Consider the following 19,507-nt stretch of genomic DNA (forward strand, 5'->3'; position numbering starts at 1 on the left):
TCCTTGTTGGGGGGGGGGTGGTCTTTGTGGTTTTGGTTTTTCCTTTTTGGGGGGGCAGCCCCCGCCCCCTTGGTGTTGTTGTCCCGGGGGGGGGGGGGGGCCCCCCCCGCGATGGGTATTACCTCAAATCAAGGTTTCGATCCGCAGGGTGTTAGTCGATCCCGGCTTGCCAAAAGGCACACCAGCGGTGATCAACAGGGTGTCGCCACGGCTGGCCATGCCTTGTGCCTGGGCAATCTCCAGGGCAGTGGAGCAGATCTCATCGACCTGGCGCAGGCGATCGTTGACCACCGAGTGTACACCCCAGGCCACGCTCAGGCGCCGGGCGGTGGACAGGTTGGGGGTCAGGTTGAGGATCGGTGCCCGTGGCCGCTCGCGGGCGGCACGCAGGGTCGAGCTGCCCGACTCGCTGTAGTTGACCAGCACCGCCACCGGCAGGATGCCGCTGATGCGACGGATCGCGCAGCTGATGGCATCGGACACGGTCGCTTCGGCCTTGGGCCGGCCGACGTCCAGTTGCGCCTGGTAGTCCGGGCCGTTCTCCACCTGGCGGATGATCTTGCTCATCATCTGCACGGCTTCGAGCGGGTAGTCACCGGAGGCGGTCTCGGCCGAGAGCATCACCGCGTCGGCACCTTCGGCCACGGCGTTGGCCACGTCGGTGACCTCGGCGCGGGTCGGGGCCGGGGAGAAGCGCATCGATTCGAGCATCTGGGTGGCCACCACCACCGGCTTGCCCAGCTCGCGGCAGGTGTTGATGATGCTCTTCTGGATCTGCGGCACGCTTTCGGCCGGCACTTCCACGCCCAGGTCGCCACGGGCGACCATGATCGCGTCGCTGAGCTCGGCGATGGCGCGCAGTTGGGTGACCGCCGAAGGTTTCTCGATCTTGGCCATCAGGTAGGCGCGGTCGCCGATCAGTTGGCGGGCTTCGACGATGTCTTCCGGGCGCTGTACGAACGACAGGGCTACCCAGTCCACGCCCAGTTCCAGGCCGAAGGTCAGGTCGCGGCGGTCCTTGGCGGTCAGCGGGCTGAGGTCCAGTACCGCTTGCGGCACGTTGACCCCTTTGCGGTCCGACAGCTCGCCACCGTTGAGCACTTCGGTCTCGATCGCGTCACTGTGCTTGGCGGTCACCCGCAGGCGCAGCTTGCCGTCATCGAGCAGCAGGTCCATGCCCGGCTCCAGGGCGGCGATGATTTCCGGGTGCGGCAGGTTGACCCGCGAAGCAGTGCCCGGGGTGCTGTCCAGGTCCAGGCGCAGGGCCTGGCCGCGTTGCAGCTGGACCTTGCCCTCGGCAAAACGGCCTACGCGCAGTTTCGGGCCTTGCAGGTCCATGAGGATGCCCAGCGGGTAGTTGAGCTGGCTCTCGACCTCGCGGATCCACTGGTAGCGCAGGGCGTGGTCTTCGTGCTCGCCGTGGCTGAAGTTGAGGCGGAAGATGTTGACCCCGGCTTCGACCAGCTGGCGGATGTCGTCGATGCCCTTGATCGCAGGACCCAGGGTGGCGAGGATTTTGACTTTTTTGTCAGGCGTCATGTTTGGCACTCCCGAGAATCAGAATGGCGCGAAAATCGTTGACGTTGGTCCGCGTCGGCTCGGTGACGATCAAGGCATCGAGGGCGGCGAAGTAGCCGTAGCCGTTGTTGTTGTCCAGTTCGTCGCTGGCCGACAGGCCCAGGGCGGCGGCGCGGGCGTAGCTGTCCGGGGTCATGAAGGCGCCGGCGTTGTCTTCGGAACCGTCGATGCCGTCGGTGTCACCGGCCAGGGCGTAGACCCCGGGCAGGCCCTTGAGGCTTTCGGTCAGGCTCAGGAGGAACTCGGCATTGCGTCCGCCACGGCCATTGCCGCGTACGGTCACGGTGGTCTCGCCACCGGAGAGGATCACGCAGGGTGGCGACAGCGGCTGGCCGTGCTGGACGATCTGCCGGGCGATGCCGGCATGCACCTTGGCCACTTCCCGCGATTCGCCTTCCAGATCGCCCAGGATCAACGGGCTGAAGCCTGCCTGGCGGGCCTTGACCGCGGCGGCCTCCAGCGACTGCTGGGGACGGGCGATCAGCTGGAAGTGGCTGCGGGCCAGGGCCGGGTCATCGGCCTTGACGGTTTCCGAGGCCGGGTTGTTCAGCCAGGCGGTGACGGCGGCCGGGGCCTCGATCTTGTAGCGCTTGAGGATCGCCAGGGCTTCGGCCGAGGTGCTTGGGTCGGCCACGGTGGGGCCGGAAGCGATGACCGTGGCCAGGTCGCCCGGTACATCGGAAATCGCGTAGGTGTAGACGGTGGCCGGCCAGCAGGCCTTGGCCAGGCGGCCGCCCTTGATCGCCGAGAGGTGCTTGCGCACGCAGTTCATCTCGCCAATGGTGGCGCCGGACTTGAGCAGGGCCTTGTTGATCTGCTGCTTGTCGGCCAGGGTCAGGCCTTCGGCCGGCAGGGCCAGCAGGGCAGAGCCGCCGCCGGACAACAGGAAGATCACGCGGTCGTCTTCAGTCAGGTTGCTGACCATTTCCAGCACCCGCTTGGCCACGGCCAGGCCGGCAGCATCGGGAACCGGGTGGGCGGCTTCGACCACTTCGATTTTCGAGCAGCTGGCGCCATGGCCGTAACGGGTGACGACAAGGCCCGACACCGGCCCTTGCCAGTTGCGTTCGACCACTTCGGCCATGGCGGCGGCGGCCTTGCCGGCGCCGATGACGATGACGCGACCGCTGCGGTCGCTGGGCAGGTGGGCTTCAAGGACCTGGCGAGGGTGCGCGGCATCGATGGCCGTGGCGAACAGCTCGCGCAGGAAGTGTTGCGGATCGAGCGACATGGCAGGCTCCAATCTTATTGTTCTGCAGAATCGAAAACGCCCCCGGATCTGCCTCCGTGCAGGCCGACCCAGGGGCGGTGTTGCGCTTTGCCGCTACCAGCTTCACCCGGCGAGATCGATGCGCGACCGCGTCTGGTTGCTACTGGCAGCGTGTGCCTCGCTGCTTACTTCTCGTCGCGGATCGAGAAGTTGGCCATGTGCTCAAGGCCTTTGATCAACGCCGAGTGGTCCCAGTTGGCGCCACCGATGGCCGCGCAGGTGCTGAACACTTGCTGGGCGTTGGCGGTGTTGGGCAGGTTGATGCTCAGTTCCTTGGCGCCTTGCAGGGCCAGGTTCAGGTCCTTCTGGTGCAGGCTGATGCGGAAGCCCGGGTCGAAGGTGCCCTTGATCATGCGCTCGCCGTGTACTTCGAGGATCTTCGAAGAAGCGAAGCCGCCCATCAGTGCTTCACGCACCTTGGCTGGATCGGCGCCGTTCTTGGCGGCGAACAGCAAGGCTTCGGCCACGGCCTGGATATTCAGGGCGACGATGATCTGGTTGGCGACCTTGGCGGTCTGGCCGTCACCGTTGCCGCCAACGCGGGTGATGTTCTTGCCCATGGCCTGGAACAGCGGCAGGGCGCGTTCGAAGGCGTTCGGGCAGCCACCGACCATGATGCTCAGGGTCGCGGCCTTGGCACCGACTTCACCGCCGGACACCGGGGCGTCCAGGTAGGCGGCGCCGGTGGCCTTGATCTTCTCGGCGAAGGCTTTGGTAGCGGTTGGCGAGATCGAGCTCATGTCGATCACCACCTTGTTCGGGCCCACGCCTTCGGCCACGCCGTTGGTGCCGAACAGGACGCTTTCGACCTGCGGGGTGTCAGGCACCATGACGATGATGAATTCGGCTTCCTGGGCCACTTCCTTCGGATTGGCCAGGGCCACGCCGCCGCCGGCGATCAGGTCGGCTGGCGCTGCGTCGTGGTGGGTGGAGACGAACAGGCTGTGACCTGCTTTTTGCAGGTTCAGGGCCATTGGGAGGCCCATGATGCCGGTGCCGATGAATCCGATTTTAGCCATGAGAAATGCCTCTTGTATTTGTTGGATGCCGGGACGTCGGTAGGAGCGGGCTTGCCCCGCGATAGCGGCGCTGAGGTCGCCATCGCATCGCGGGGCAAGCCCGCTCCCACAGGTCAGATCGCGTTATGGGTTTTCAACCAGCCAAGGCCTGCTTCGGTGGTGGTCAGCGGCTTGTATTCGCAGCCCACCCAGCCCTGGTAGCCGATGCGGTCCAGGTGTTCGAAGAGGAAGCGGTAGTTGATTTCGCCGGTACCTGGCTCGTTGCGGCCGGGGTTGTCGGCCAGCTGGATGTGGTTGATCTTGGCCAGGTTGCTTTCCATGGTGCGGGCAAGGTCGCCTTCCATGATCTGCATGTGGTAGATGTCGTACTGCAGGAACAGGTTGCTGCTGCCGACTTCGGCCTGGATTTCCAGGGCCTGCTTGGTGGTGTTCAGGTAGAAGCCCGGGATGTCGCGGGTGTTGATCATTTCCATGACCAGCTTGATCCCGGCAGCCTGCAATTTGTCGGCAGCGTACTTGAGATTGTCGACGAAGGTCTTGCGCACGGTGGCGCAGTCCGGACCTTGTGGACGGATACCGGCCAGGCAGTTGACCTGGGTGTTGCCCAGTACCTGGGCGTAGGCGATGGCCAGGTCGACGCCGGCGCGGAACTGCTCGACACGGGCCGGATCGCAAGCGATGCCGCGATCACCCTTGGCCCAGTCGCCGGCCGGCAGGTTGAACAGCACCTGGGTCAGGCCGTGGGCATCGAGTTGCTGCTTGATTTCAGCCGAGCTGTAATCGTACGGGAACAGGTACTCGACACCGCTGAAACCGGCGTCGGCAGCAGCCTTGAAACGGTCCAGGAAGTCCTGCTCGGTGAACAGCATGGACAGGTTGGCGGCAAAACGTGGCATGGTTGTCTCCTTGCAAAAGTGGGCCCTGCGCCTATCGCAGCAGGGCCTTCGTTGCGATCAGTCGAGCAGGGAAATCGCGGTTGGCGCGTCGTTGCCGACCAGGGCCAGGTCTTCGAATTCGTTGACCGCGTTGATTTCGGTGCCCATGGAAATGTTGGTCACACGCTCGAGGATAACCTCGACCACTACCGGAACCTTGAACTCTTCAGCCATCTTCTGTGCCTTGAGCAGGGCCGGGGCGATCTCGCCTGGCTCGGTCACGCGCAGGGCCTTGCAGCCCAGGCCTTCGACCACGGCGACGTGATCGACGCCATAACCGTTGAGTTCCGGCGCGTTGACGTTCTCGAACGCCAGCTGCACACAGTAATCCATCTCGAAGCCACGCTGGGCCTGGCGGATCAGCCCCAGGTAGGAGTTGTTCACCAGGACGTGGACGTATGGCAGGTTGAACTGCGCACCCACGGCCAGTTCTTCGATCATGAACTGGAAGTCATAGTCGCCCGACAGTGCCACGACCTTGCGGCTCGGGTCGGCCTTGACCACGCCCAGGGCGGCAGGGATGGTCCAGCCCAGTGGGCCGGCCTGGCCACAGTTGATCCAGTGACGCGGCTTGTAGACGTGCAGGAACTGCGCGCCGGCGATCTGCGACAGGCCGATGGTGGTGACGTAGCAGGTGTCCTTGCCGAACACCTGGTTCATCTCCTGGTACACGCGCTGCGGCTTGACCGGCACGTTGTCGAAGTGGGTCTTGCGCTGCAGGCTGCCCTTGCGCTGCTGGCAGTCTTCCAGCCAGGCCTTGCGGCACTTGAGCTTGCCGGCGGCTTTCCACTCGCGGGCCACTTCCAGGAACACGTCCAGGGCGGCACCGGCGTCGGAAACGATACCCAGGTCAGGGGTGAATACCCGGCCGATCTGGGTCGGTTCGATGTCGACGTGGATGAAGCGACGGCCTTCGGTGTAGACATCCACCGAGCCGGTGTGGCGGTTGGCCCAGCGGTTACCGATACCCAGCACCACGTCGGACTTGAGCATGGTGGCGTTGCCGTAGCGGTGCGAGGTCTGCAGACCGACCATGCCGACCATCAGTGGGTGATCGTCCGGGATGGTGCCCCAGCCCATCAGGGTCGGGATGACCGGGATGCCGGTCAGTTCGGCGAACTCGACCAGTTTGTCGCTGGCATCGGCGTTGATGATGCCGCCACCGGCGACCAGCAGCGGACGCTCGGCGGTGTCGAGCATGGCCAGGGCTTTCTCGACCTGTACGCGGTTGGCGGCAGGCTTTTGCACTGGCAGTGGCTGGTAGGCGTCGATGTCGAATTCGATTTCGGCCATCTGCACGTCGAACGGCAGGTCGATCAGCACAGGGCCTGGACGGCCGGAGCGCATTTCATAGAAAGCTTTCTGGAACGCGTAAGGCACCTGGCCCGGTTCCAGAACGGTGGTCGCCCACTTGGTCACCGGCTTGACGATGCTGGTGATGTCGACGGCCTGGAAGTCTTCCTTGTGCAGGCGGGCGCGTGGCGCCTGGCCGGTGATGCACAGGATCGGGATGGAGTCGGCCGAGGCACTGTACAGGCCGGTGACCATGTCGGTGCCGGCAGGGCCCGAGGTGCCGATGCACACGCCGATGTTGCCGGCCTTGGTGCGGGTGTAACCCTCGGCCATGTGCGAGGCGCCTTCAACGTGGCGAGCGAGGACGTGATCGATACCGCCGACTTTCTTCAGGGCCGAGTACAGCGGGTTGATGGCGGCACCCGGGATACCAAACGCGGTTTCAACACCTTCGCGGCGCATCACCAGAACGGCTGCATCAATTGCTCTCATTTTGCTCATGGCTTTGTGCCTCATTGGTTTTGTAATTGTATACAAATGGCTTTTCGTCAGAGTGTATTCACGCCAGGCGACTCTGGTCAATCCATTTTCATCAGCGATGAGTGCTTTCGTCGGGAAGGCCATAAAAAAGGCGTTTCGTCAGAATTGGGCTATCGCTCTCGAATTATTGTATACAAAAAAATTCGCCATTGTGTTCTATTTGTTCTATTGCTTTCACACCTGCCCTCGGGCTCCTAACAACAAGAGGACCTTTCCATGAACGCATTGACCCTGAAAGTCGCCGTCAGCCTGGTGAACGCCGCGCTGGTGGCGGGCCGCAAGATCTCGTCGGCCCCCCTGACCGTTGCCGTGCTCGACAGCGGCGGCCACCTGCTGGCCCTGCAACGCGAAGACGGCGCCAGCCTGCTGCGCCCGCAAGTGGCCATGGGCAAGGCCTGGGGTGCGATTGCCCTGGGCAAAGGTTCGCGCCTGCTGGCGCTGGACGCGCAGCAGCGCCCGGCGTTCTTCGCCGCGCTCAATGGCTTGGGGCAGAGCCCGGTGGTGCCGGCGCCGGGTGGCGTGCTGATCCGTAATCAGCAGGGCGTGGTGCTGGGGGCGATCGGTATCAGTGGCGATACCTCGGACATCGACGAGCAGTGCGCGATCAGTGCGATCGAAGAGGCGGGGTTGACGGCGGATGCCGGTGTAGCGGCTTAAAACCTATCGCGGGGCAAGCCCGCTCCCACATGATGACCCTGTGGGAGCGGGCTTGCCCCGCGATGAACACACCACCGATCAAGCGTCCGGCTCACACCCCTTGAGCACCAGGCGAATGATGGTCTGCGCCGCGGCTTCGTAGTCGCTGTCTTCAAGCTTGGCCTTGCCGGTGACCACCGAGATCTGCCAGTCGAAGTCGGCGTAGGTCTGGGTCGCCGCCCAGATGCTGAACATCAGGTGGTGAGGGTCGATAGGGGCGATCTGGCCGCGGTCGATCCAGCCCTGGATGCACTCGATGTTGTGCCGGGCCTGTTCGTTGAGCTGTTCGACCTGGCTGGGGCTCAGGTGCGGGGCGCCGTGCATGATCTCGCTGGCGAATACCTTGGAGGCAAACGGCAGGTCGCGGGAGATCCGCACCTTGGAGCGGATGTAGGCGCTGAGCACTTCCCTGGCGTCACCCTCGGCATTGAACGGGGTGGACGCCTGCATGATTGGCTCGATGATGCTTTCCAGGACCTCGCGGTAGAGGTTTTCCTTGGATTTGAAGTAGTAATAGACGTTCGGCTTGGGCAGCCCGGCCTTGGCCGCGATATCGCTGGTCTTGGTGGCGGCGAAGCCCTTGTCGGCGAATTCCTCGCTGGCCGCGCGCAGAATCAGTTCTTTGTTGCGCTCGCGAATGCTGCTCATGGTTGACGCTGTTCCTCGTGACTGGCCGCAGGCGGCACAGGGCCTTCAAGGGCGGTGGCGCATGGTAGCACCGCGTTTGCAAAGGGCTCAAGCTGGCGACTTTGGGCTAGACTTGGGCCCTCACACACCGCTGGAATCAGGCAAACATGGCAGGCAGCAGTCTTCTGGTATTGATCGACGATATCGCCACGGTACTCGACGATGTCTCGGTAATGACCAAGGTCGCGGCAAAAAAGACCGCAGGGGTACTGGGTGACGACCTGGCGCTCAATGCCCAGCAGGTCACGGGGGTACGGGCCGAACGGGAAATCCCGGTGGTCTGGGCGGTGGCCAAGGGGTCGTTCGTCAACAAACTGATCCTGGTGCCGGCGGCGCTGTTGATCAGTGCGTTCATTCCCTGGGCGGTGACGCCGCTGCTGATGATCGGCGGCGCCTTCCTGTGCTTCGAAGGCTTTGAAAAGCTGGCGCACAAGTTCCTCCACAGCAAGGACGAGGACCAGGCCGACCAGGCGGCGCTGAAAGAGGCCGTGGCCGATCCTGCGGTTGATCTGGTGGCTTACGAGAACACCAAGATCAAGGGGGCGATCCGCACCGATTTCATCCTCTCGGCAGAGATCATCGCCATTACCCTGGGCACGGTCGCCGATGCGCCGCTGACCCAGCAGATCATCGTGCTGTCGGGCATTGCCATTGTCATGACCATCGGCGTGTACGGCCTGGTCGCCGGCATCGTCAAACTCGATGACCTGGGCTTGTGGCTGACCCAGAAAGCCTCGCGTGCGGCGCAGGCCCTGGGCAACGGTATCCTGCGTGCAGCGCCCTACATGATGAAAAGCCTGTCGGTGATCGGCACGGCGGCGATGTTCCTGGTCGGCGGCGGGATCCTGGTGCATGGCGTGGCGCCGTTGCACCATGCCATCGAAGCCTTCAGCGAAGGACGGGGCGGGGCGTTGACCGGGGCCTTGCTCAATGGCGGCATCGGTATCGTCGCCGGTGCCGTGGTGCTGGCCGTGGTGGCTGCGGTCGGCAAGCTCTGGCGGGCCGCCAGAGCGTGAGACCGATCGGCGACCGCGCTCAGTTTTTCAGCGCGGTCTGTTCGTTCTCATCCGGCTGCCAGTCCAGCAGGTGATGGGTGAAGCCGAAGCTTGCGACCTGGTAGTAGGCGATGGCGCGCTGGATCAGCGGATCGCGCTTGTCGCTGATCACCTCGCTGCTTTCGCCCAGGGCCTGGTTGTGCCGGCGCAAGCCGTCACGGGGGCTGAGGATCGCCAGGTCCTGGCCGTCGAACAAGCCCAGGTGCTGGTAGTTGCCGATCAGCACCCGCGGCGGCAGGTTGTCTTGCTGCATCAGGTCGCGGCCGAAGAACGTCGAGGTATAGCTCATGTTCAGCAGGCCGAGCAGGGTCGGTGCCAGGTCGATCTGGCTGGCCAGCTTCGATTCCTCGCGCGCCGGGATCAACTTGGGCGCATAGATGAACAGCGGGATCTGGTAGTTGCTGACCGGCAGGTCTTCCTTGCCGGCGCTGCCGGCGGTGTGGTCGGCGACGAAAATGAACAAGGTGTTGTCGAACCAGGGCTTGTTTCGCGCCTGCTCAAGGAAACGCCCGATCGCATAGTCGGTGTATTTCACCGCGCCATCGCGACCGTTGCCTGAAGGGATATCGATCCGGCCTTCGGGATAGGTATACGGGCGATGGTTGGAGGTGGTCATCAGTTGCAGGAAGAACGGCACCTGGTTGGCGTGGTCGGCGTCAGCCAGCTTGATGGCCTGGCGGTACAGGTCCTCATCGGACATGCCCCAGGCATTCTTGAAGCTGATGTCGGCTTCGTCGACGCTGCTCTGGTCGACGATCCGGTAGCCGTTGCCACTGAAGAACGCGTTCATGTTGTCAAAATAGCCACGCCCGCCATAGACGAACACGCTGTCGTAGCCCACTTCCGACAATTGCTGGCCAAGACTGGCATAGCCACTTTCACGGCCGATGCGCTTGACGATCGAACGGCCCGGCGTCGGCGGCATCGACAGGGTGATCGCCTCCAGGCCGCGATCGGTCCGGGTGCCCGTTGCATAGAAGTTGTTGAAGTACAGGCTCTGCGTGCGCAGGGCATCGAGATTGGGGGTGAGGTTGCGGGTATCGCCGTTGCTGCCCAGGTACCTGGCGCTCAGGCTCTCGATGGTGACCAGCACGATGTTGGGTGTGGTCGGGGTGCCCGCCTGGGTGATCTGCCGACGGATGCCCATGGGCTCCTGGTTGATGAAGCGGGCGTTGGGCTCTTGCAGTTCGCTGCGGATCAGCTGGGTCGATTGGCCTTCGTCCAGGCTGCCGTAGAACTGCGAGTAGTCCAGCTCGTTGTTGCGAAACGCGGCGAAGAACTGGTACGGCCCGTTGCTGGCCAGTTCCCGGGCATAGGCATTGCCGCCCTGGCCCCGTGGCATCTCCTGGTCGATCAGCAGCAGGCCTGTAGTTGCCAGCACTGCCAGCGCACCCAGGCTGGCCAGGCGCTGACGCCAGGTCGGCAAGGGCGCATCGAGAATCTGGCGCAGCGGTTTGCGCAGCAGCAGCGACAGCACCAGCGCGGTCAGTGCCAGTACGCTGAGAATCAGCCCGATGGGATAGGACTCGAGGATGTTGTTCAGGACCTCGTCGGAGTACACCAGGTAGTCGACGGCGATGAAATTGAAGCGCACACCGAACTCGTCCCAGAACAACCATTCGGCCACGGCCACGAACAGCATGATGAACAGGCTGGCAAACAGCACGGCGCGCAGCAGCCCGCGGTGCAGGCGCGTGCGCCACAGTGGCGCCGGGCACAGCAGCAGGTACAGGCCCAGGGGCAGGGCGGCATAGACCAGGAAGCTCAGGTCGTAGGCCAGGCCGGTGGTGAAGATCGAGAATAAATGCCCGCCGGCTTCACCCAGGTGAGTGAAGTACAGGACGCTTCGTGTCAGAAAGAAAGTGAATAACCATAGCGATATCAATAACAATAAATAGCGCATCGGCGCTGAGCGTATAGCGTGCATGGCGTTTGCCTTGTTGTTGTCGAAGAAGAGGGCGGGCAAACTAACGCCGGTAATGAGAAAGATATGTCAAATAAATGCAGTGAAGAAGTTTGCTGCTGGTTTATAGTGACGCCCCTTGAGCGCACAGGCATGTGCAGGCGGTAGTTGAATAAGGATCACTCGGATGTCCTTTAGAGCATTGACTTACGATGTCTTTCACCTGGGCTTGTACATGATCGCGGTGCTGGCCTGGACCACCTTGTGCGTCATGCTTTTGCTCAAGGTCCGAAGGCAGGTGGACGATGCATCGGCCCGCGGCTGCCTGTATGTGGGCGCGGTTGGCGCGTGTGTCTGCCTGGGGCTGTTGCTGGCGGATGTGTTGCGCCTGGTGGACGACAGTGTGGTGCTGGTGGGGTTGCTGGTGTTCGGTGCCATTGTTCCGGGTATGGCAATTACGGTGCTCTATGTTCGTTTGCGAACACAAGGTGAAAAAATTAATTGATTGTTTTTAGGAGATTTCTTTCTCTTACTTAAGAGAAATCTGAAATTTCAAACCGTGCCTTTTAACAGGCACGGTTTTCAACTATCGCTCGATCAGAAGTGCACTTTGACCAGGAAGCTGGCAGTGTTCTGGTCGGTATCGAAGGCATCGCTGTCCTTGATCCCGTACTTGTTCTTCCAGTAGTCGTATTCGAAACCGACATACAGCTGCTTCTCGCCCCAGTTCAACGCTTTGCCCAGGTCATATTTGACCTGTGGGTTGAAGTGCAGGTTGGCGTGGTAGTCGCCATGGCGGCTGGTGGAGTCGTTGTCGACCACCCAGTCCATGAAGCCATCGATGAGGATGTCGGACTTGCCCACGGGAATGGTGTACGACCAGACCGGGGTGATCTGCCAGACGTTGTCACCGGCACGGCTGCCATCGGTGGTGCGCTGGTAGAAGTTCAGCTGGAAGTAGTCGAAGCCCGGGATATTCAGGTCGAAGCCAGGGCCGATCAGGTAGGACTCGGTGTCGCCCTCGCCAAACTCGTAGGTCATGGCCAGCAGCACGTCCTTGATCGGACCGAACTCCAGGCGCTGGTCGAAGATCTTGCCGAACGACAGGCGCGGCGAGATCTCGCCGTAGTAGGTGTTCGGGCCGTTGTTGAAGTCCTTGTCGCCGTTGTAGAAGATCTTGTCGACGAACATGAAGTTGTCGCCGTACTTCCAGCCGTCGGCGTGCTCGAAGGTCACGGTCTGCTGGATTTCCGGGTTGACCGCGAAATTCTTGCCCCACAGGTAGGTCAGGCTGTTGTTCTGCCATTGCAGCAGATCGCCGGCGGTGGCGGCGGTGCTCGCCGCCAGCAGGCCGCTGGCGAGGATCAGGCTGTTGGTAATGCGCATCGCTGTGTTGCTCCCTTGATTGATTCTGTTGTCGGTACTCTGGACGGCACCGTTGGGTCTAAATAGTTGTCTTTCGAGTCAGTTTTTTTCGATTGGCCACAGCTGTTTGGCAAGAGCTGCGCCAACTTTCCGGGTACGGCACAACAATCCTGCTCGACGTCTTTCTGAACAGATGAAAGGGGTCTTTCAGGCTGGCGTCACGTCCACCGACCGCCCGAATTCATTGACTGAGCGGTCAGCAAACGCGGGCAGGATCCGTCCTGCCCTGATCGAGGGGCGCGCAGATTACTGGCTTGCGCGCGGGTCCTCAAGTGCTCCGTCCTGGAGCGGGTGTGGCTAAAACTGTGCGTTTGGTCAGGTTTTAGAAGTGAACCTTCACCAGGGCGCTGGTAACGCTCTGGTTGGTATCGAGCCGGCCACTGTTCTCGATGCCGTATTTGTCTTTCCAGTAGCTGTACTCGATACCCACGTACAGCTGCTTGGCGCCCAGGTTCAGGGCCTTGCCCAGGTCGTACTTGACCTGTGGGTTGAACTGCAGGTTGGCGTGGTAGGTGCCGCGCCGGGTCTCGTCGTTGTCGACCACCCAGTCCATGTAGCCGTCGATCAGGATGTCGGAGCGACCTACGGGAATGGTGTAGGAAAAGGTTGGGGTGATTTGCCAGACGCGATCACCCGGGCGGCTGCCCTCGGTGTTGCGCTGGTAGAAGTTCAGGGTGAAGTAGTTGAAACCGGGAATCGCCAGGTTGAAGCCGGGGCCGATCAGGTAGGCCTCGTTGTCGCCTTCGCCCGACTCGTAGGTCATGGCCAGCAACACGTCGGTGATCGGACCGAATTCGAGTTTCTTGCCGAGCATCTTGCCGAACGACAGGCGTGGGCTGAACTCGCCGTAGTAGGTGTTGTTGCCTTTGTTACGGTCGGTGCCGCCGTTGTAGAAGATCTTGTCGACGAACATGAAAGTGTCGCCGTATTTCCACTGGTTGGCGTGCTCGAAGGTCACGGTCTGCTGGATGGCGGGGTTGACCTGGAAGTCCTTGCCATAGAGGTAGGAGAGGCTGTTGGTGTGCCACAGCAGGAAGTCTCCTGCGCTGGCGGGCATGGTGGCCAGCAGACTGCTACCCAACAGAAGGGGAGTGATGATGCCTTTCATGTTGTGTTTCCCGGCGTTGTTATTGTTGGTCTTGGGTTTTTCGGCGCGAAGCGCCCCGGCCGACCCGCTCCCACGGGTCGACGGTGCTGCATGGTGCTTGGGTGGAGCAGGGCGGCAAGCGCCGCCCGAAAACTCAGTGCTGGTGGGCGGTGTCGTTATGCGCGGCACGTTCGGCGCCGCCCAGGATGTTGAACAACAGGTTGAGGATCAGCGCGCTGACCGTGGCCATGGCGATGCCGCTGTGGGTAATGGGTTCCATCCACTGGGGCATCTGCGCGAAGAACTCCGGGCGTACCACCGGGATCAGGCCCATGCCGACGCTGACGGCCACCAGCAGCTGGTTGCGGCGATCGGCGATGTCGGCTTCCTGGAGGATCTTGATACCGGTGGCGGTGACCATGCCGAACATGGCGATGGACGCGCCGCCCAGCACCGCCGGTGGAATCGAGGCGATCAGGAAGGCCGCCTTGGGCAGCAGGCTGAGCAGGATCAGGAAACCGCCGGCGACCACGGTGACATAGCGGCAACGCACGCCGGTCATCTGCACCAGACCGATGTTCTGGGCGAACGAGGAGTGGGTGAAGGTGTTGAAGAAGCCGGCGACGAACGATGCACCGGCATCGCACATCAGGCCGCGGCGCAGCATGCCCGGGGTGACTTCCCGGTCGGTGACCTTGCCCAGGGCCAGGAACATGCCGGTGGACTCGACGAAGATGATCACCACCACCAGGCACATCGACAGGATCGGCGCCAGGCTGAAGGTCGGCATGCCGAAGTGCAGCGGCGTGACCACTTGCAGCCAGGGCGCCTCGTCGAGGCCTGAAAGGTCGACCATGCCGATGGAGCCGGCAAGGATGTAGCCCAGGCCCATGCCGATCAGCACCGAGACATTGACCCAGAAGCCACGCATGAAGCGATTGACCAGCAGGATGGTGGCCAGCACCAGGCCGGCGACGATCAGGTAGATGGGCGAGCCGAAGGTTTCGGCACTGGCGCCGCCACCGGCCCAGTTGACCGCAACCGGGAACAGCGACAGGCCGATCGAGGTGATGACCGTACCGGTCACCAGGGGCGGGAAGAAGCGCACCACCTTGGACATGAACGGCGCGATGATCATGCCGAAGAACCCGGCGGCGATGGTCGCGCCGAAGATCCCCTGCAGGCCGACGCCAGGCATGCCGGCCATGGCGACCATGCTGCCGACAGCGGCGAAGCTTGCACCCATCATGACTGGCATGCGGATGCCGACTGCGCCAATGCCGAACGACTGGACGATGGTGGCGACACCAGCGACCAGCAGGTCGGCATTGATCAGGAAAGCGATTTCTTCACGAGAAAGGCCGGCGGCCTGGCCGATGATCAAGGGCACGGCAATCGCGCCTCCATACATCAGCAAGACATGCTGCAGACCCACCAGGAACAGTTGGAGCAAGGGCAGTGGCTGTCGTGGGGGCGCAACGGGGATGTACGCCTTGCGTGACTCGGACATGCAACACCTCGGTTTTGTTTTTATTCTTTAGCGCCGCAAGCTCAAGCGCCCGGCTTCAGGAGGAAGCAGGAAGTCGCGCTTGGCTTGCAGCTTGTAGCTTGCCGCGTGAAACGTGTCGCTTAGTGGGTCGGAGCACCCTTGGCGATCCAGGCACCGATCAGCTCACGCTCCTGCTGGGTCATCTGGGTGATGTTGCCCAGTGGCATGATCTGCGTGGTCACGGCCTGCGCCTGGATGCGCGCGGCCTGCTGCTGGATCTGTTGCGGGGTGTCGAGCATCACACCGGCGGGGGCGGCGCTGAACAGCGGGCTGGTCGGCTTGGCCGAGTGGCACACGGTGCAACGCTCCTGGATGACGCTGTGGATCTTGTCGAAACCGGCGTCGTCGAGCTTGGCGGTGGCAGCCGCTGGCGCTTCGGCAGGTGCAGCAGGCTCGGCAGGTGCGGCGGCTTTCTCGGCCGCTTTTTCGGCTGCGGTCTTGCCACCCAGGGCGGTTTCCGGCAGCGGCTGGTACTCGACCTTGGCGGCGGCCTGCTCAGGGGCGGTCGGCATCGGCGCGGGGCCGGTGACGTAAGCCAGGCAGATCATCGACAGGGCACCGACCGGCAGGGTCCAGGCGTACTTGTTGCTGTCATGACGGGTGTTGAAGTAGTGACGCACCAACACCGCAGCCACCGCGATACCGGCCAGGATCAACCAGTTGTACTGGCTGCCGTAGGTGCTCGGGAAGTGGTTGCTGATCATGATGAACAGCACTGGCAGGGTGAAGTAGTTGTTGTGCCGCGAGCGCAGCAGGCCCTTGGCCGGCAGTACCGGATCCGGGGTCTGGTTGGCTTCGATGGCGGCGACCAGCTGACGCTGGGCCGGCATGATGATGCGGAACACGTTACCGACCATGATGGTGCCGATGATCGCGCCGGTGTGCAGGTAGGCGCCACGACCGCTGAACACCTGGCTGAAGCCGTAGCAGGCGGCGATGACCAGTACGAACAGCACCAGGCCCAGCAGGGCAGGGCGCTTGCCCAGTGGCGAGTCGCAGAGGAAGTCGTAGATGAACCAGCCGGCGATCAGCGAACCGACGCCGATGGCGATACCTTCACCACCGCTCAGGGTGCTGCCGGGGGCCAGCAGGTACAGGGTCGGGTTCCAGTAGAACACCAGGCACAGCAGGGCAATACCCGACATCCAGGTGAAGTACGCTTCCCATTTGAACCAGTGCAGGTTCTCCGGCATTTTTGGCGGAGCCAGCTTGTACTTCTCCAGGTGGTAGATACCGCCACCATGGATGGCCCAAAGATCGCCCGAAAGACCGTCGCGCGGGTTGGCCCGGTTAAGGTTGTTCTCCAGCCAGACGAAGTAGAACGACGCGCCGATCCAGGCCACGCCAGTGATCATGTGAACCCAACGCACGCTCAGGTTCAGCCATTCCAACAGATGTGCTTCCACAGTCTTTACCTCTACCCTGGCACCCTGTAGCCGGGTGCTCAGGCCTTCTCTTATTGGTGGGGGGCGAGGATCAGTTGCTCATCCTCTTTGAAGAAATGTTCGTCGCAGTTGTTGCCAGAACCACTGCGATCAACCACCAGGAAGTCATCCCGCTTTTCGATCGTCAGGACCGGATGGTGCCAGACGCCGCGATGGTAATTGATGCCCTGCCTTCCATTACTGCGGAAGGCACGGACAAGGCCCGATACAGGTGCATCGCCAACTGGCGCGACCACGATCAGAAAGGGATTGCCGAGCAGCGGAATGAACGCCTGGCTGCCCAGCGGATGGCGCTCCAGCATGCGAACGGTCAGTGGCATGTCCAGCGCGTCGGCGCGGAAGATGCTGATGATCGCGTTGTCCTCGGGCTGGGCGGTCTGAACCGTCGCCAGCTTGTGGAAGCGCATGGTCGAACCGTTGTTGATCATGAAGTGGTCGCTGCCGTCGGTTTCGATCACGTCACCGAAAGGGGCGAAGGCTTCTTTGGTCAGGGGTTCAATCACTAAAGTGCGCATGCGGGTTCTCTTTATTCTGTGTTGTGGAGGGCGGTACTCGACCGACCCTTAAAGTTGCAGCAGGCGGAACAGGGCAATCAGGTTGATCTGCGCCAGCGCTTCCTTGAACTCGGCCTCGGCCGAGTTGTGGATGCGCTTTTCGAACGAGGCGAGGATCTGGTGCCGGTTGCTGCCTTTGACCGCCATGATGAACGGGAACTGGAACTTGGCCTTGTAGGCGTCGTTGAGCTCGGTGAAGCGGGCGAACTCTTCGGCGGTGCACTGGTGGATGCCGGCGCCGGCCTGTTCGTTGGTGCTCGACTCGGTCAGTTCACCCTGGATCGCGGCCTTGCCGGCAAGGTCCGGGTGAGCGTTGATCAGGGCCAGCTGGGCGGCGTGATCGGCGCTCAGGAGAATGTCGCTCATGCGCTGGTGCAGGGCTTCGATCTGCTCGATTTCCTGCAGCTGGCCCAGGTCGTAGGCCTTCTCGGCGACCCACGGCGAGTGCTCGTAGATGTCGGCGAAGGCGTCGACGAAAGCGGCGCGATCCAGGGTCGAAGGCTTGAGGGTCTTGAAAGCGGTCATTTGGCGTTCTCGGCTTGGAAAGGGTGGGTGGCATGCCAGTGACGGGCGATGTCCACGCGCCGGGCGAACCAGACCTGATCATGGCTCTTGGCGTATTCGACGAAGCGCTTGAGCGCGGCCAGGCGCGCCGGGCGGCCGACCAGGCGGCAGTGCAGGCCGATGGAAAGCATCTTCGGCGCTTCGGCGCCTTCTTCGTACAGCACGTCAAAGGCGTCCTTGAGGTACTGGAAGAACTGTTCGCCGCAGTTGAAGCCCTGGACCTGGGTGAAGCGCATGTCGTTGGTGTCCAGGGTGTACGGGATCACCAGGTGCGGCTTGTCGGTCGGGTTGTTCGGCTCCCAGTAGGGCAGGTCGTCGTCGTAGGTGTCGCTGTCATAGAGGAAACCACCTTCTTCCATCACCAGGCGGCGGGTGTTCGGGCCGGTGCGGCCGGTGTACCAGCCCAGCGGACGCTCGCCGGTCAGCTCGGTGAGGATGCGGATGGCTTCGAGCATGTGCTCGCGTTCCTGGGTCTCGTCCATGTACTGGTAGTCGATCCAGCGGTAGCCGTGGCTGCAGATCTCATGGCCGGCTTCGACCATGGCGCGGATCACATCCGGGTGACGCTGGGCGGCCATGGCCACGGCGAAGACGGTCAGCGGCACGCCGCTGTCCTTGAACAGCTTGAGCAGGCGCCACACACCGGCGCGGCTGCCGTACTCGTAGAGGGACTCCATGCTCATGTTGCGCGCGCCCTGCAGCGGCTGGGCGGCGACCATTTCCGAAAGAAAGGCTTCGGACTCTTTGTCACCGTGCAGGATGTTGCGTTCGCCACCTTCTTCGTAATTGAGCACGAAAGACAAAGCGATGCGGGCATTCCCCGGCCAGCGCGGATGGGGTGGGGTGTTGCCGTAACCGATCAGGTCGCGAGGGTAATCAGCGCTCACTGCAGTCTTCCTTCTTGTACGTGAATTCGGAGGGCGTGGCGTCCGGGTAGGAAAACGGCCACGACGATGGGTTGATTGTATACAACTTTATTTACGATTTGTAAGCCTGTTTTTTTGCATTTCTTCGCCTTTGCACCCCGAAAACCCGTGATGAGACACCCTGCAAGAAACCTGCCTGATCGGTCAGCTAATGACGCTGTCGTCGGCCAGCGGTATGGATTTGCGACTGATGGTGTATTTACAGCGGATGATCGGCGTGTCAGGAAAGAATACCGAATAATTGTGTACAATTTTACAGAAAAATGTCTTAATAATCCGACAGCCGTACCCCGCGGTGTTTACTGCCGCTGCCGTACGGGTATTTTTTGCCCACAGATAGAACAGAGGCGAGCAAGCAATGGGACGTTTGACCACGCATGTACTGGATGCCGCGCATGGCTGCCCTGGCAGTTCGATCAAGGTCGAGCTGTACCGGGTCGAAGGCCAGCAGCTGGAACTGGTGAACACCACCCTGACCAACAGCGATGGCCGTTGCGACGCGCCACTGTTGCAGGGCGACGACTACCGCAGCGGTGTCTACCAGCTGCAGTTCAGCGCCGGCGATTACTACCGTGCCCGCGGCGTGCAACTGCCCGAGCCTGCTTTCCTGGATGTGGTGGTGCTGCGCTTTGGCATCAATGCCGAACAGGATCACTACCACGTGCCGCTGTTGATCTCGCCGTACAGTTACTCGACCTATCGTGGAAGCTAGTTGGTCGCTAGAAGAATCTTCGTAGGTCCTTAGCCCGCTCACACTGCGGGCTTTTTTTTTGGGGTTCTTCACGGAATACAGGGGCTACGATCCTTGGGCTTGGGCTTGGGCTTGGGCTTGGGCTTGGGCTTGGGCTTGGGCTTGGGCTTGGGTGTCGAGGTGGCGAGCTTATCCATTCCATGCAGCGACGCGGCCGGCCCCTTCCGCCCTTACGGCGGGTCCCTTTTGTCTTGGCAAAAGGAACCAAAACCGCTCGCTCCTGCATCCGG

18 protein-coding genes are annotated in these 19,507 nt (G+C 62.2%); 4 read left to right on the top strand and 14 right to left on the bottom strand.

What is annotated here, in order from left to right; all coding sequences use genetic code 11:
- Positions 1 to 123: 123 nt before the first annotated feature.
- From pyk to gcl, 5 genes are all read right to left on the bottom strand, one after another.
- Positions 124 to 1,539 (bottom strand): pyruvate kinase, encoded by a 1,416-nt coding sequence (gene pyk / locus M2D63_RS24435; RefSeq protein WP_285865647.1) that lies wholly within the window; start codon positions 1,537 to 1,539, stop codon positions 124 to 126.
- Positions 1,529 to 2,809, bottom strand: coding sequence for a glycerate kinase (locus tag M2D63_RS24440; protein ID WP_285865648.1), 1,281 nt, complete (start codon positions 2,807 to 2,809; stop codon positions 1,529 to 1,531). Before M2D63_RS24440 ends, pyk begins: the two co-directional genes overlap by 11 nt.
- A 164-nt stretch (positions 2,810 to 2,973) precedes the next feature.
- A complete protein-coding gene (locus tag M2D63_RS24445; RefSeq protein WP_285865649.1) occupies positions 2,974 to 3,867 on the bottom strand; it encodes a 2-hydroxy-3-oxopropionate reductase in 894 nt (297 codons plus the stop codon).
- 113 nt (positions 3,868 to 3,980) lie between these two features.
- Positions 3,981 to 4,763: a hydroxypyruvate isomerase gene (hyi, locus tag M2D63_RS24450; protein WP_285865650.1), complete on the bottom strand. Its 783-nt coding sequence runs from the start codon at positions 4,761 to 4,763 to the stop codon at positions 3,981 to 3,983.
- Between the two features lie 57 nt (positions 4,764 to 4,820).
- On the bottom strand, positions 4,821 to 6,596 hold the full coding sequence (gene gcl, locus M2D63_RS24455; protein WP_285865651.1) for a glyoxylate carboligase: 1,776 nt from the start codon (positions 6,594 to 6,596) through the stop codon (positions 4,821 to 4,823).
- 255 nt (positions 6,597 to 6,851) lie between these two features.
- Between gcl and M2D63_RS24460 the strand changes: the two genes are divergently transcribed.
- Positions 6,852 to 7,292, top strand: coding sequence for a heme-binding protein (locus tag M2D63_RS24460; protein ID WP_045200407.1), 441 nt, complete (start codon positions 6,852 to 6,854; stop codon positions 7,290 to 7,292).
- A gap of 78 nt (positions 7,293 to 7,370) precedes the next feature.
- On the opposite strand, the gene M2D63_RS24465 is transcribed toward M2D63_RS24460, so the two are convergent.
- The gene (locus M2D63_RS24465; RefSeq protein WP_285865652.1) at positions 7,371 to 7,979 is read right to left on the bottom strand and encodes a TetR/AcrR family transcriptional regulator; all 609 of its coding nucleotides are present in this window, start codon (positions 7,977 to 7,979) and stop codon (positions 7,371 to 7,373) included.
- Positions 7,980 to 8,125: 146 nt separating this feature from the next.
- Between M2D63_RS24465 and M2D63_RS24470 the strand changes: the two genes are divergently transcribed.
- Positions 8,126 to 9,034: a DUF808 domain-containing protein gene (locus tag M2D63_RS24470; RefSeq protein WP_285865653.1), complete on the top strand. Its 909-nt coding sequence runs from the start codon at positions 8,126 to 8,128 to the stop codon at positions 9,032 to 9,034.
- A 19-nt stretch (positions 9,035 to 9,053) separates the two neighbouring features.
- On the opposite strand, the gene M2D63_RS24475 is transcribed toward M2D63_RS24470, so the two are convergent.
- Entirely contained in the window at positions 9,054 to 11,000 is a 1,947-nt protein-coding gene (locus tag M2D63_RS24475; RefSeq protein ID WP_285865654.1) for an LTA synthase family protein, read from the bottom strand.
- A gap of 163 nt (positions 11,001 to 11,163) precedes the next feature.
- Between M2D63_RS24475 and M2D63_RS24480 the strand changes: the two genes are divergently transcribed.
- Positions 11,164 to 11,481 carry a hypothetical protein gene (locus M2D63_RS24480; protein WP_285865655.1) on the top strand — a complete coding sequence of 106 codons (318 nt, stop codon included), beginning with the start codon at positions 11,164 to 11,166 and terminating at the stop codon, positions 11,479 to 11,481.
- A 92-nt stretch (positions 11,482 to 11,573) separates the two neighbouring features.
- Here M2D63_RS24480 and M2D63_RS24485 read toward each other — a convergent pair whose 3' ends face one another.
- From M2D63_RS24485 to puuE, 7 genes are all read right to left on the bottom strand, one after another.
- Positions 11,574 to 12,362 (bottom strand): outer membrane protein OmpK, encoded by a 789-nt coding sequence (locus tag M2D63_RS24485; RefSeq protein WP_285865656.1) that lies wholly within the window; start codon positions 12,360 to 12,362, stop codon positions 11,574 to 11,576.
- A gap of 361 nt (positions 12,363 to 12,723) precedes the next feature.
- A complete protein-coding gene (locus tag M2D63_RS24490) occupies positions 12,724 to 13,509 on the bottom strand; it encodes an outer membrane protein OmpK (protein ID WP_285865657.1) in 786 nt (261 codons plus the stop codon).
- A gap of 133 nt (positions 13,510 to 13,642) precedes the next feature.
- A complete protein-coding gene (locus tag M2D63_RS24495) occupies positions 13,643 to 14,998 on the bottom strand; it encodes a nucleobase:cation symporter-2 family protein (RefSeq protein ID WP_285865658.1) in 1,356 nt (451 codons plus the stop codon).
- 119 nt (positions 14,999 to 15,117) lie between these two features.
- Entirely contained in the window at positions 15,118 to 16,443 is a 1,326-nt protein-coding gene (locus tag M2D63_RS24500; protein WP_285865660.1) for a urate hydroxylase PuuD, read from the bottom strand.
- 50 nt (positions 16,444 to 16,493) lie between these two features.
- Entirely contained in the window at positions 16,494 to 16,997 is a 504-nt protein-coding gene (locus M2D63_RS24505; RefSeq protein ID WP_285865662.1) for an ureidoglycolate lyase, read from the bottom strand.
- A 48-nt stretch (positions 16,998 to 17,045) separates the two neighbouring features.
- Entirely contained in the window at positions 17,046 to 17,561 is a 516-nt protein-coding gene (uraD, locus tag M2D63_RS24510) for a 2-oxo-4-hydroxy-4-carboxy-5-ureidoimidazoline decarboxylase (RefSeq protein WP_285865664.1), read from the bottom strand.
- The gene (gene puuE, locus M2D63_RS24515) at positions 17,558 to 18,487 is read right to left on the bottom strand and encodes an allantoinase PuuE (RefSeq protein WP_285865665.1); all 930 of its coding nucleotides are present in this window, start codon (positions 18,485 to 18,487) and stop codon (positions 17,558 to 17,560) included. Before puuE ends, uraD begins: the two co-directional genes overlap by 4 nt.
- Positions 18,488 to 18,884: 397 nt before the next feature.
- On the opposite strand from puuE, the gene uraH reads away from it, so the two are divergent.
- Positions 18,885 to 19,238: a hydroxyisourate hydrolase gene (gene uraH, locus M2D63_RS24520; protein ID WP_285865667.1), complete on the top strand. Its 354-nt coding sequence runs from the start codon at positions 18,885 to 18,887 to the stop codon at positions 19,236 to 19,238.
- Positions 19,239 to 19,507: the final 269 nt, after the last annotated feature.

This window comes from Pseudomonas sp. BJa5 (assembly GCF_030272875.2).
Lineage (GTDB): Bacteria > Pseudomonadota > Gammaproteobacteria > Pseudomonadales > Pseudomonadaceae > Aquipseudomonas.

What these genes read in the sequence shown, in the direction of transcription:
- M2D63_RS24440 (WP_285865648.1), bottom strand. Translation starts at nt 2,809, where the DNA reads ATGTCGCTCGATCCGCAACACTTCCTGCGCGAGCTGTTCGCCACGGCC.
- M2D63_RS24470 (WP_285865653.1), top strand. Translation starts at nt 8,126, where the DNA reads ATGGCAGGCAGCAGTCTTCTGGTATTGATCGACGATATCGCCACGGTA.
- M2D63_RS24505 (WP_285865662.1), bottom strand. Translation starts at nt 16,997, where the DNA reads ATGCGCACTTTAGTGATTGAACCCCTGACCAAAGAAGCCTTCGCCCCT.
- M2D63_RS24445 (WP_285865649.1), bottom strand. Translation starts at nt 3,867, where the DNA reads ATGGCTAAAATCGGATTCATCGGCACCGGCATCATGGGCCTCCCAATG.
- M2D63_RS24465 (WP_285865652.1), bottom strand. Translation starts at nt 7,979, where the DNA reads ATGAGCAGCATTCGCGAGCGCAACAAAGAACTGATTCTGCGCGCGGCC.
- M2D63_RS24495 (WP_285865658.1), bottom strand. Translation starts at nt 14,998, where the DNA reads ATGTCCGAGTCACGCAAGGCGTACATCCCCGTTGCGCCCCCACGACAG.
- gcl (WP_285865651.1), bottom strand. Translation starts at nt 6,596, where the DNA reads ATGAGCAAAATGAGAGCAATTGATGCAGCCGTTCTGGTGATGCGCCGC.
- hyi (WP_285865650.1), bottom strand. Translation starts at nt 4,763, where the DNA reads ATGCCACGTTTTGCCGCCAACCTGTCCATGCTGTTCACCGAGCAGGAC.
- uraH (WP_285865667.1), top strand. Translation starts at nt 18,885, where the DNA reads ATGGGACGTTTGACCACGCATGTACTGGATGCCGCGCATGGCTGCCCT.
- M2D63_RS24460 (WP_045200407.1), top strand. Translation starts at nt 6,852, where the DNA reads ATGAACGCATTGACCCTGAAAGTCGCCGTCAGCCTGGTGAACGCCGCG.
- M2D63_RS24485 (WP_285865656.1), bottom strand. Translation starts at nt 12,362, where the DNA reads ATGCGCATTACCAACAGCCTGATCCTCGCCAGCGGCCTGCTGGCGGCG.
- uraD (WP_285865664.1), bottom strand. Translation starts at nt 17,561, where the DNA reads ATGACCGCTTTCAAGACCCTCAAGCCTTCGACCCTGGATCGCGCCGCT.
- M2D63_RS24475 (WP_285865654.1), bottom strand. Translation starts at nt 11,000, where the DNA reads ATGCACGCTATACGCTCAGCGCCGATGCGCTATTTATTGTTATTGATA.
- M2D63_RS24490 (WP_285865657.1), bottom strand. Translation starts at nt 13,509, where the DNA reads ATGAAAGGCATCATCACTCCCCTTCTGTTGGGTAGCAGTCTGCTGGCC.
- pyk (WP_285865647.1), bottom strand. Translation starts at nt 1,539, where the DNA reads ATGACGCCTGACAAAAAAGTCAAAATCCTCGCCACCCTGGGTCCTGCG.
- M2D63_RS24480 (WP_285865655.1), top strand. Translation starts at nt 11,164, where the DNA reads ATGTCCTTTAGAGCATTGACTTACGATGTCTTTCACCTGGGCTTGTAC.